Below are 12054 nucleotides of genomic sequence, written 5' to 3'. Positions count from 1 at the left end.
CAGTACGGCGGTGTCGGCGAGGCGCGCGGCAGCGGCGCCCATGGCGCCGCGCTTGGTGATGTCGCGGTCGCCGCCGCAGCCGAGGACGATGTGCACCTTGCCCTCGGTGACCTTGCGCAGCGAGCGCAGGACCGATTCGACGGCGTCCGTCTTGTGGGCGTAGTCGACGACGGCGAGATACGGCTGGCCCTCGTCCACCCGCTCCAGCCGGCCGGGCACGCCCGGGACCGCGGCGATGCCGCCGGCGGCGGTCGCCGGGTCGATCCCGGCGACGGCGAGGGTGACGACGGCCGCCAGGGTGTTGGCGACATTGAACGGGCCGGGCAGCGGCGCTTCGGCGGCGACGCGCTCACCCCCGGGACCGACGGCGGTGAACGCCGAGCCGTGCGTGCCCACCGTGACGTCCTCGGCCCGCCAGTCGGCGTCCGGGTGGCCCTCGGCGGAGAAGGTGGTGACCGGTACGGTCGCCTGGGCGGTGAGCCTGCGGCCGTACTCGTCGTCGAAATTGACGACCGCCCGCCTGCTGCGCGCCGGGGTGAACAGCTGCGCCTTCGCCTGGAAGTAGTCCTCCATGCCGGAGTGGAACTCCATGTGCTCGGGGCTGAGGTTGTTGAAGACCGCGACGTCGAAGACACAGCCGTCGACCCGGCCGAGCACCAGGGCGTGGCTGGAGACCTCCATGGCGACCGCCTCGACACCGCGTTCGCGCATGACGGCGAAGAGGGCCTGGAGGTCGGTGGCCTCGGGGGTCGTACGTTCGGACTTGATGCGGTCGTCGCCGATCCGGGTCTCGACGGTGCCGATCAGACCGGTGCTGCGGCCCGCGGCCCGCAGTCCGCCCTCGACGAGATAGGCCGAGGTGGTCTTGCCGGAGGTGCCGGTGATGCCGATCTGGAGGATCTTGTCGCCGGGGTGCCCGTAGATGTCGGCGGCGAGTGCTCCCATCCGGCCTCGGGGGTCGTCGGTGACCAGGACCGGCAGACCGGTGGCGCGCGCGCGTTCGGCGCCGGTCGGGTCGGTGAGGAGGGCCGCGGCGCCGAGGTCGGCCGCCTGGTCCACGAAGTCGGCGCCGTGCAGCCGGGCGCCGGGGAGGGCCGCGTACAGATCGCCGGGGCGTACGGCCCGGGAGTCGTGGGTGATGCCGGTGACCGTGACCTCGCCGGGGCTCTTCACCCCCAGCCGGGCGGCCAGCTCCCCCAGGGGCGTCGGGTGGGGCCGGTCCGGCCGGGGCGCCCCCGGCTGCCTCGCGGGAGCGTCCTGCTGGGCGGTTCGGTACTGATCAGCGTGTGGCACGGCGGTGAGCGTACCGGGCGCACCCGGTCGGGGGCGAAATGAGGGGGCGCCGTCGGCCGGGGGTGGCGGCACGCCGTCCGCGGGGGTCGGTGGTGTGCCGTCCGCGGGGGTCGGTGCCGTGGCGTCCGCTTCGGTTGCCGTGGCGTCCGCCGGGGGCGGTGTGCCGTCCGCTTCGGTCGGTGCCGTGGCGTCCGCTTCGGTCGGTGTGCCGTCCGCCGGGGGCGGTGGCGTCCCGTCCGCCCGGTCCGGCGGGCGGGGGGAGGACGGGGTGCGGCCGGGGCCGTGGTTCCCGGAATCGGAGGTGATCATGGTCACTGGTGGTTCCTCGGTCATGGGCCTGACTGGTCGTTCGCGGGCCGGGCCACTGGTCCGGCCCGGCCGTTCGTTCGGCCCGGCCGGTGTTCCGTCCGGCCGGTGCTCCGTCCGCCGGTGGTCGGTCCGGGCGCGGGGGTCATTCGTTCCGTCCGGCCGGTGGTCCGTCCCGGCACCGGGGTCGTGCGCCGCGCCCGGCCGGTTCATGTGCCCGGTTTGAAGGTGACGGGCAGCCTCGCGGGCTTCTGGCCCGTCGGCGGCACCTTGAGGGTCTTCAGCGAGAACTCCATGACCTTCTGGTAGATCGGGCCACAGATCTGGCCGCCGAAGTAGCTGCCCTTGGTGGGGTTCTGGATGGCGCAGTAGACGGTGATCCTCGGCTTGTCGGCGGGGGCGAACCCGGCGAAGGAGGCGGTGTACCCCCGGTAGCGGCCGAGCTTCGGGTCGACGCGGTTGGCGGTGCCGGTCTTGCCCGCGACGCGGTAGCCCGGGATGCGCGCCTTGGTGCCGGTGCCCTCCTCGTCCCCGACGACCGACTCCAGCATGGTCCCGAGCGTCCGCGCGGTCTCCTCGCTGACCACCCGGGTCTGCCGGGGCTCGGGGGCGGGGGTGAACCGGCCGTCGGGGCCCTTGTGGCCGCGGACCAGGGTGGGTTCGACGCGTACCCCTCCGTTGGCGATCGTGGAGTACACGGAGGCGGCCTGCATCGCGTTGATGGAGAAGCCCTGGCCGAAGGGGATCGTGTACTGCTGCGAGGTGGACCACTTCCCGGGCGGGGCGAGGATGCCCGGGGTCTCCCCCGGGTAGCCGAGCCCGCTGGGGCTGCCCATGCCGAACTTCCGCAGATAGGAGTGGAGCACCTTGTTGGCCTCCGCCTGGGTCTTGCCGAGCTGGCCGGTCGCCAGGATGGTGCCGATATTGCTGGATTTGGCCAGTACGCCGTTGAGCGTGAGGTACCAGGTGGGGTGGTCGATGTCGTCCTTGAAGAGCCGGTCGCCCCGGTGCAGCCGGTTGGGGACGACGACATGGGTGCCGGGGTTCGCGGCCTTCTCCTCCAGGACGGCGGCCATGGACATCACCTTGGCGGTGGAGCCCGGTTCGTACGCGTCCTGGAGGGCGGCGTTGCCCATGGCGGCCGAGTCGGCCCCGGAGATGTCGTTGGGGTCGAAGCCGGGCGAGTTGGCTATGGCGAGGACCTCGCCGGTCCTGGTGTCCTGGACTATCACATAGCCCCGGTCGGCCTTGGACTTACTGACCTGTTCGCTGATCGCGCGCTGGGCCGCCCACTGGATGTCACGGTCGATGGTCAGCTCGATGTCGGAGCCGGCGACGGCGGGGGTCTCCCGGGTGCCGTCGGCGGTGGGCACGCGCCGGCCGCCCGACTGGGCGTAGGTGATCTCCCCGTTCCGGCCCGCAAGCTCGGCGTCCAGCATGGATTCGATCCCGCCGCCGCCCCGGCCCTCGGCGTTGACATAGCCCAGTATCCCGGCCGCGAGGTCGCCGTTCGGATACACGCGCTTGCTGCTCGGCTCCTGGAGGATCCCGCCGAGCACATTGACGCCGGTCCCTCCGGGTTCCCGGGCCTTCTCGGCGAAGACGCCCTTAAGGTCCTTGATCTGCTTCCACACCTGGGGGGTCTGGCGGCGGGCCAGCACGGTGTACCGGGAGCCGGGCTTCCTGAGCTTCGTGGCCAGTTCGTCGGCGCTCTTGCCGAGGATGGGTGCCAGCAGCGCCGCGGCCTGATCGGGCGCGTTCGGGGACTTGCTCTCCTTGGGCGTGAACAGCTTCGGGTCGGCCGTGATGTCATACGCGTCGACACTGTCCGCCAGTGCGATCCCGGTCCGGTCGGTGATCTCCCCGCGCTCGGCGGCGAGCTTCACGCTGAGATAGCGGTGCTTCTCCGCCTTGGCGGCGTACGCGCTGGCATCGACCGCCTGGACCTGGAGCAGGCGCACCACGAAGGCCAGCATCACCAGCGTCAGACCGAGGCTGACCAGGCGCAGCCGGGGGCGGGGGCTGCCGAGTCTCAGCGAGCGCGGGGCGGGGCGGGGCCCGCGGGGCGCGGGGCGCGGGGACGGCCGGCGCGAGGGGCGGCGGGCGGGGCCGGGCACCCGTCCTCGCGGGGCGGCGGGCCGCCGGCGCGGTGCTGGTGGTTCGGGGGGCACTCGGTCACCTGCCGGAGGGCGTCGGGGTCGGCTTCTCGGACGGCGGTGTGGTCGCCGGGGGTGGGGCGGGCGCGGTGGCACCGGCCGGGCCGGGTGCGGTACGGGGCGCCGGTGACTGCGGGGAGACGCGGGCGGACCCCGCCGCCTGCCCGGAACCGGGCGGGCCCGCCGAGGGGCCGGTCGGCTGCGGGGTGCCCGGGGTGGCCGACGGGGTCGGCTGCGGGGACTGGGCGGACCGTGTGGCGGAGGGGTCGGCCGACGGGTTGGACGACGTGCCAGGGGCGGGAGTGCCGGAGGCGTCCAGGGGGGTGGGGTCGGGCGCGGGCAGTGCGCCGGCCCGGCCCGGTACGCCGCGTACGGTGCCGTCGGGGTCGATGAAGGCGGGGCCGCTGCCGGGGACCATGCCCAGCTCACGGGCCCGCCGCTCCAGCGCGTCGGGGGCGGAGTAGTCGTCCACGTCCCGCTGGAGCGCCTGCTGTTCATCGGTGAGTTCGGTGGTCTTGCGCTTCAGCTCGCTCAGTTCGAACGAACCCTCGTTGAGCGAGGAGTTCAACAGCAGCAGGGTGATCAGACCGCCGCCGAGGAGGACGACGACCAGCAGGACGAAGGGGGTACGGGCCGCGGTGCTCGGACCCGCCGGCATCAGCCGGGCGAGTCTGGCGGCGCGTCCCTTGAGCTGCTTGGCGGCTGTGCTCACCGCGTCCTCCCGATCGTCTTCCGCGTCCCCCGCAGGGTCCTGCGCGGCCTGCCCGTCCTGCGCGCCCTGCGTGTCCCCCGCAGGCCGCGCGTCGGCGCCCCGGCGGTGGTCGGTTCCGCCCGGGGCCGGCCCCGGGCAGGGCGGCGTGGGGCCACGCCCGGTCCCGGCCGCCAGGCCCGGTGCGTACCGTCCGGCACTGGCCGGGCGCGATGCGTACCGTCCGGCCCTGGCCGGGCGCGATGCGTACCTTCCGGCGCGGGGCCTGCCGGAGAGTACGTACCGGGGTGCCCCTTCCTCTTCCACGCGGGCGCGCGGCCGGCCCCGAGGCGGTTCACCGCACTTCCTCCCGGATCCGCTCTGCTCCCCTCAGACGCGCCGGAGCCGCCCGGCGGTTCTCCGCGATCTCCTCCGCGGTCGGCAGCTCGGCGCCTCGGGTCAGCAGTTTCAGCCGTGGCTGGTACGCCTCCGGTACGACGGGCAGTCCCGGGGGCGCCGTGGTCGCCGCACCCGCCGCGAGGACCTGCTTGACCAGCCGGTCCTCCAGGGACTGATACGAGAGCACCGCGATCCGCCCGCCGACGGCAAGCGCCCCGACCGCGGCCGGAACGGCGCGCTCCAGCACGCTCAGCTCACCGTTCACCTCGATGCGCAGCGCCTGGAAGGTGCGCTTGGCCGGGTTGCCTCCGGTGCGCTTGGCGGCCTGTGGCAGGGCGTCGCGGATCAGCTCGACGAGCCGGGCGCTGTTGGTGAAGGGCTCGCGCTCCCGCTCCCGTACGACGGCCGAGACGATTCGCTTGGCCTGCTTCTCCTCGCCGTACTGCCGCAGGATGCGTACCAGCTCACCGGGCGGATAGGTGTTGAGGACCTCGGCGGCGCCGATGCCGGTCGTCTGGTCCATGCGCATGTCGAGCGGGGCGTCCTGGGCGTAGGCGAATCCCCGGTCGGCCTCGTCGAGCTGCATGGAGGAGACACCGAGGTCGAAGAGGACGCCCTCGACCCGGGGGACGCCCAGCCGGGTGAGAACGCCGGGCAGCTCGTCGTAGACGGCGTGGACCAGGGTGGCGCGGTCGCCGAAGGGGGCAAGCCGCTCACCCGAGAGCCGCAGCGCCTCCTTGTCCCGGTCGAGCGCGATCAGCCGGGTGCCGGGGAACCGGGTGAGGAGTGCCTCGCTGTGCCCGCCGAGTCCGAGGGTGCAGTCGACGACCACGGATCCGGGTCGTTCCAGGGCCGGGGCAAGGAGGTCCAGGCACCGCTGGAGCATCACCGGGACGTGTCGGGTATTGCTCAAAGCGCCCTCTCAGGTCCGGCGCGGGGCCCGGCCGGCCGATGAGCGGGGCCGTGCCTGCGTACGCCGCACACGCGGTGCGTACGCCGCACTCGCGGGAAAGTCGGTGAAACGGTGAGAACGTCGAAAACGGTGAGAACAGTGAGAAAGGTGAGACACGGTGAAAGCGACGGTGAGAACGGTGAAAGCAGGGCGGGCACGGGAAGCGGGGGGAAGCGGGAAACTCGGCGAAACAGTGCGAACAGCGAGGCAGACGGGTGAAGCGGGGATGAGCCGGAGGAACCGCCGCAATGGGCGGGAAGTACCGGTGGACTTCGCGTCACTTTAGTCCACCGGACTGCGCGGTCAATCAACCGCCCGGCGGCGTGGCGGGAGGGCCTCCGGGAGGGCCCCCGGAACGACCGGTTCACTCGAACGGGTGTTGCCTTATCACTCTTGTGGGTTACCTCACAACAAGCGTCGTTGATGTTCTTTGTCCCCTCTCACAGCAGGCTTCCCGGGCCGTCGCCCATTAACGTCGTCAGCATGACGACTTCCGCGCACCAATCCGCCGACGCACTGCGCACGGGCGGCGGTACGGTCACCGATCGTCTCGTCGAGGCGAACCAGCGCTACGCCGCCGGATTCCAGGACCCGGGGATGGACGCGCGACCCGTCCTGCGGGTAGCCGTGGTCGCCTGTATGGACGCCCGGCTCGACCTCCATGACGCGCTCGGCCTGGAGCTGGGCGACTGTCACACGATCCGCAACGCGGGGGGTGTGGTCACCGACGACGTGATCCGCTCGCTCACCATCAGCCAGCGGGCGCTGGGGACCCGCAGCGTCATTCTCATCCACCACACCGGGTGCGGTCTGGAGTCGCTGACCGAGGACTTCCGGCATGAGCTGGAGGACGAGGTGGGGCAGCGCCCGCCGTGGGCGGTGGAGGCGTTCCGCGATGTCGACCAGGATGTGCGCCAGTCGATGCAGCGGGTACGGACGTCCCCGTTCCTCCGGCACACCGATGATGTGCGCGGCTTCGTCTTCGATGTGCAGCAGGGGCTGCTGCGGGAGATCGACCCGGCGGAGTGAGCCCCCGGCCCGGCTCCGCTCGGGCCGCACCCAGGCCCGCCTCGGGCCCGGCCCAGGCCCGCCTCGGGCCCGGCCCAGGCCCGGTTCCGGCCGTTCCGCGACTCCCGCTGAGCCGGTTGTGGAGAACTGCGGCACCCGGATAAATCCCAGCCAACCCGGCAAATCCCACCCGGTTGTCCACAGGCGAGTGACACGACCCCGTAACGCCAACAAGAATGCGGATGCGGCACCCTCCGGAACTTCTGGGGACCGGTGTTCGTGTTTGAGGTGGGCCGGGCCGTTCGATGACCCGGTCCGTAGAACGGGGCCGAGGAGGGCCGGGTGACGACCTATGACGATCGAGCGAGCCTCACAGATCTGACCACCACAGCGGATCGCGTCCGCCGGTCGGTGGAGAGTGTGATCGAGGGCAAGCCTGAGGTCGTACGGCTTTCGCTGACCGTGCTCCTCGCCGAGGGACATCTGCTGTTGGAGGATGTGCCCGGCGTGGGCAAGACCATGCTGGCCAAGGCGCTGGCGAAGTCCATCGACTGTTCCGTGCGACGCATTCAGTTCACACCGGACCTGCTGCCGTCGGACATCACCGGTGTGTCGATCTTCGACCAGCAGGAGCGTGACTTCGAGTTCAAGCCCGGCGCGATCTTCGCCCAGATCGTGATCGGCGACGAGATCAACCGGGCATCGCCCAAGACCCAGTCGGCGCTGCTGGAGTCGATGGAGGAGCGCCAGGTCACCATCGACGGCAACACCTACGAGCTGCCGAGCCCGTTCATGGTGGTCGCCACCCAGAACCCGGTGGAGATGGAGGGCACCTATCCGCTGCCGGAGGCCCAGCGCGACCGCTTCATGGCGCGGGTGTCGATCGGCTATCCGAGCCCGGCGGCCGAGCTCCAGATGCTCGATGTGCACGGCGGGGTCTCCCCGCTCGACGACCTCCAGCCGGTGGCGCACGCGCACGACATCCTCAAGCTGATCGAGGCCGTGCGCAATGTGCATGTCGCCGACCCCGTGCGGCGGTACGCGGTGGAGCTGGTGGCCGCGACCCGCAGCCACCCGGATCTCCGGCTCGGCGCCTCACCCCGCGCCACCCTGCATCTGCTGCGAGCCGCCAAGGCGACCGCCGCGCTCGACGGCCGGGACTACGCCCTGCCGGACGACATCCAGTCGCTCGTGGTGCAGGTCCTGGCGCACCGGCTGCTGCCCACCGCACAGGCGCAGTTGAACCGGCGGACGGCGGAGCAGGTGGTGCTGGAGATCCTGCAGCGCACCCCGGTGCCCACGGCCGAGGGGGCCGAGACCGCCTTTGTCACGGGCCGCCCGTCCCAGTCGATCTACGGCCAGCAGCCCGGCGCCCGGCGGCTGTGATGTCTGGCGGGGGGCCCGCCGCCGAGGGCGGGGACGGCCGGGACAGCGGGGCGGGCCGGGAGCCGGCCGGCCTGCGGGCCGCCCTGGGCGGACTCACCACCCGGGGCCGCTCCTTCCTCGCGGCCGGGGTTGCGGCGGCGGTGTGCGCGTATGCCCTGGGACAGGGAGATCTGCTGCGGGTCGGACTGCTGCTCGCCGTCCTGCCGCCGGTCTGTGTGGCCGTGCTGTACCGCACCCGCTACCGGGTCGCGGGCAGCAGACGGCTCTCGCCCGCGCGGGTGCCCGCCGGGGCCGAGGCCCGGGTGCATCTGCGCATGGACAATGTCTCGCGGCTGCCCACCGGGCTGCTGATGCTCCAGGACCATGTGCCTTACGTGCTGGGGCCCCGCCCCCGCTTTGTGCTGGACCGGGTGGAGGCGGGCGGACGCCGTGAGGTGTCGTACCGGGTGCGCTCGGATCTGCGCGGACGGTATCCGCTCGGCCCGCTCCAGCTGCGGCTCACCGACCCGTTCGGAATGTGCGAACTGACCCGTTCCTTCAGCGCGTTCGACACCCTGACCGTGATACCCCGGACCGAGACCCTGCCGCCCGTCCCGCTGATGGGTGAGGCATCGGGGTACGGCGACGGCCGCCGGCGCTCGCTCGCGCTCGCCGGTGACGACGATGTGATCCCGCGCGCCTACCGCTACGGCGACGATCTGCGCCGGGTGCACTGGCGCTCCACCGCGCGCTACGGCGAGCTGATGGTGCGCCGTGAGGAACAGCCGCAGCGGGCCCGGTGCACAGTCCTCCTGGACACCCGGGGAATCGCCTTTCAGGGCGCTGGCCCCGACTCGGCGTTCGAGTGGGCGGTGTCGGGCGCCGCGTCCGCGCTGGTGCACATTCTGGAGCGGGGGTTCGCGGTCCGGCTGCTCACGGACACCGGGACCTCGGTGCCCGGCGAGGGCGGCGACGGCTTCGCCGGTACCACCCAGGAGTCCGCCGACTCCGCCGGTCTGATGATGGACACGCTCGCGGTCGTCGACCACTCGGACGGCGAGAGCCTGTCACCGTCGTACGACGTACTCCGCGGTGGGCATGAAGGGCTGCTGATCGCCTTCTTCGGCGATCTCGACGACGAGCAGGCGTCCCTCGCGACGCGGATGCGTCAGCGCGCCGGGTCCGCGGTGGCCTTCGTCCTGGACAGCGGGGCATGGGTCGGCGAGCCGGCGGGACAGGCAGCCGACGACCGGCTGAGGGTGCTGCGCGAGGCCGGCTGGACGGCCGTCGCCGTACCGCCGGGAGCTTCGCTCTCCACGCTGTGGCAGCAGGCGAACCGCCGGCGCGAGGAAAGCTCCGGCAGCGGCCCGCACGGAACCTCCGGAGGCTGGTCATGAACGGTCAACATCTCCGGGGGCTGGTCATGAACCGTGAACATCTCCGGAGGCTGGTCATGAACCGTGAACATCTCCGGAGGCTGGTCACGAACGGTGGGGGTTGCTCATGAGTGGTCGCGGACGGCTGGCCCTGTGTGCCTACGCCGCCACACTGCTGGCGGCGAGCGCGATGCTGCCACTGCTCGAAGGGGGCGGCTGGCTGATCGAGGCGGTCCTGCTGCTGGCGGCCCAGAGCGGCGCGGGCGCGCTGGCCCGGCGGGTACCGCTCGCCCGGCCGATGACGGTCGCGGCCCAGGTGCTCGTGACGCTGCTGCTGCTGACCCTGGTGTTCGCCCGGGACCATGCGCTGCTCGGGGTGCTGCCCGGTCCGGAGGCGTTCCAGCGGTTCGGTGAGCTGCTCAGCGTGGGTGGCGAGGACATCGGGCGATATGCGATCCCCGCCCCGGCGACGGAGGGCATCCGGCTGATGGTGGTCGGCGGGGTGCTGGTGGTCGGCCTGCTGGTGGACGCCATCGCGGTGACGTTCCGCAGCGCGGCCCCGGCCGGTCTGCCGCTGCTCGCGCTGTACTCGGTGGCCGCGGGTCTGTCGCGCGGCGGAGCGGGCTGGCTGTGGTTCCTGCTCGCCGCCTCCGGCTATCTGCTGCTTCTGCTGGCCGAGGGCAGGGACCGGCTCTCCCAGTGGGGCCGGGTCTTCGGCGGGGCGCCCGCCACCCCGCCGCGCGGATCGAGAGCCTTCGACCCGGCGGGCGGCCGGAGCCCGGTGGCCCCGGTCCGCGCCGGCAGGCGCATCGGTGTGCTCGCGCTGGGCGTCGCGCTCGCGGTCCCCGCCGCGCTGCCGTCGCTGGACGGCGGGCTGCTGTCCGGCGTGGGCGGCGGGGAGGGCTCCGGCTCGGGCGGCGGCACCATCTCCGCGGTGAACCCGGTGGTCTCCCTCCAGGACAACCTGAACCAGTCGGACAACCGCGAAGTCCTGCTCTACAACACCACCGCGAAGGACACCAAGGATCTCTATCTGCGGTTCGTGGCTCTCGACGAGTTCGACGGGAAGACCTGGAAGTCCTCCGAGCGCGACGTCAGAGACGTCCCGGACCGGCTGCCGCAGCCACAGGGCCTGAGCGCCTCGGTGAAGACGACCCCGATCACGACCAATGTCTCTGCCGCCGAATACTACGAGCAGAACTGGCTGCCGCTCCCCTATCCGGCGACGGAGCTGAAGATCGGCGGACGCTGGCGGTACGAGCCCGAGGGCCGGACCGTGGTCGGGGACCGCGGCGAGGACACCGGAGGCGCGCAGTACACGGTCAGCAGCCTGCTGGTGGAGCCCACGGCGGAGATGCTGGCCAGTGCCCCGCCCGCCCCGCCCGACCTGCAGCGCGAGTACACCAAGGTCCCCGATGTCCTCCCCGATGTGGTCAGGGAGACCGCCGAGAGGGTGACCCGCGGGGCCGACAACGACTACGAGCGGGCGGTCAGGCTCCAGGACTGGTTCGCCGTCAGCGGTGGTTTCACCTATGACACCCATGTGAAGTCCGGTACCGGGGTCGACGCGATCGCCCGCTTCCTCCAGCAGAAGGAGGGTTTCTGCATCCACTTCTCCTTCGCGATGGCGTCGATGGCGCGGACGCTGGGCATACCGGCACGGGTCGCGGTGGGCTTCACCCCCGGCAGCCCCGGGTCCAACGGGGGCATGTCGGTCACCATGCGGGACGCGCACGCCTGGCCCGAGCTGTACTTCGAGGGTGCCGGGTGGACCCGGTTCGAGCCGACCCCCAGCCGGGGCAGCGCGCCCGACTACACCCGGGCCGAGACGCCGTCCGGCGGTCCGACCAGCCCGGCGCAGCCGGAGGCGACCGTGTCCGACGCGCCCTCCCCCACGCCCACGGTGTCGGACAGCTGCCCGGCGGAGCTGCGGCGGCTCGGGGAGTGCGGCGCGCCCGCCCCGCAGGGTGTGGACACGCCCACCGACTCGGGCACCTCCGCGGGGGCGGCGCTGCTGACCGGCCTGGGAGTGCTGGCGGCGGTGGCGGTGCCACTGCTGCCGATGCTGTGGCGGTTCAGAGTCCGGGCACGTCGGCTGAGTTCCGGGGGCCGGTCGCCCACGGACGCGTCGGCCCGGGCACTGGCGGCCTGGCTGGAGATCTCCGACACGGCCTGGGACCACGGCGTCCTGCCCGATGACTCCCTGACCCCGCGCCGTACGGCGGCCCGGATCGTCCGGCTGGGGAATCTGACGGGCGCGGCGGCGGACTCGGTGCACCGGATCGCCGGCGCGGTAGAACAGGTGCTCTATGCCCCACGGCCCGGCCCGGCCATGGGGCTGACCGACGATGTCGAACGCATCCGGGCCGGACTGCGGGCCGGGGTGAGCGGCGGGACCAGGCTGCGGGCATTGCTGCTGCCCCGCTCGACCGTTCGGGTGGTGTGGGTCGCCTCGGCCGGCTGGGAGTCGTTCACCGGCCGGTGGCACCGCTGGGGTCGGGCCCGGTGGGC

The 12054-nt window shown here is 72.5% G+C and carries 8 protein-coding genes; 4 read left to right on the top strand and 4 right to left on the bottom strand.

The annotated features are described in order from the left end of the window. The 4 genes from murE to rsmH all read right to left on the bottom strand — a co-directional run. Positions 1-1602, bottom strand: a 1602-nt coding sequence (murE, locus tag ACWF94_RS18990; RefSeq protein WP_453489223.1) for a UDP-N-acetylmuramyl-tripeptide synthetase, incomplete at its 3' end; no start/stop codon positions are given. 206 nt (positions 1603-1808) lie between these two features. Continuing rightward, entirely contained in the window at positions 1809-3770 is a 1962-nt protein-coding gene (locus ACWF94_RS18985) for a peptidoglycan D,D-transpeptidase FtsI family protein (RefSeq protein ID WP_453489220.1), read from the bottom strand. Between the two features lie 4 nt (positions 3771-3774). Then, the gene (locus ACWF94_RS18980; RefSeq protein ID WP_453489217.1) at positions 3775-4467 is read right to left on the bottom strand and encodes a septum formation initiator family protein; all 693 of its coding nucleotides are present in this window, start codon (positions 4465-4467) and stop codon (positions 3775-3777) included. Between the two features lie 331 nt (positions 4468-4798). Further along, positions 4799-5755 (bottom strand): 16S rRNA (cytosine(1402)-N(4))-methyltransferase RsmH, encoded by a 957-nt coding sequence (gene rsmH, locus ACWF94_RS18975; protein WP_453489215.1) that lies wholly within the window; start codon positions 5753-5755, stop codon positions 4799-4801. 522 nt (positions 5756-6277) lie between these two features. Here rsmH and ACWF94_RS18970 point away from each other — a divergent pair. The 4 genes from ACWF94_RS18970 to ACWF94_RS18955 all read left to right on the top strand — a co-directional run. After that, positions 6278-6823, top strand: a complete 546-nt coding sequence (locus tag ACWF94_RS18970) for a beta-class carbonic anhydrase (RefSeq protein ID WP_453489212.1) — start codon at positions 6278-6280, stop codon at positions 6821-6823. 321 nt (positions 6824-7144) lie between these two features. Then, the gene (locus ACWF94_RS18965) at positions 7145-8188 is read left to right on the top strand and encodes an AAA family ATPase (RefSeq protein ID WP_453489209.1); all 1044 of its coding nucleotides are present in this window, start codon (positions 7145-7147) and stop codon (positions 8186-8188) included. Then, positions 8188-9564 carry a DUF58 domain-containing protein gene (locus ACWF94_RS18960; RefSeq protein ID WP_453489206.1) on the top strand — a complete coding sequence of 459 codons (1377 nt, stop codon included), beginning with the start codon at positions 8188-8190 and terminating at the stop codon, positions 9562-9564. Before ACWF94_RS18965 ends, ACWF94_RS18960 begins: the two co-directional genes overlap by 1 nt. A 106-nt stretch (positions 9565-9670) precedes the next feature. Continuing rightward, positions 9671-12054 (top strand): transglutaminase TgpA family protein (locus tag ACWF94_RS18955; RefSeq protein WP_453489203.1); only part of this gene is annotated, 2384 nt, incomplete at its 3' end.

The sequence above is a fragment of the Streptomyces sp. NPDC055078 genome (assembly GCF_053607985.1).
The sequence above is the reverse complement of the archived record's forward strand: the minus strand, read 5'-3'. Positions and strand labels throughout refer to the sequence as shown.

Excerpts from the sequence above, each read along its gene's own strand:
- ACWF94_RS18970 (WP_453489212.1), top strand. The coding sequence starts at position 6,278 with ATGACGACTTCCGCGCACCAATCCGCCGACGCACTGCGCACGGGCGGC.
- ACWF94_RS18960 (WP_453489206.1), top strand. The coding sequence starts at position 8,188 with ATGTCTGGCGGGGGGCCCGCCGCCGAGGGCGGGGACGGCCGGGACAGC.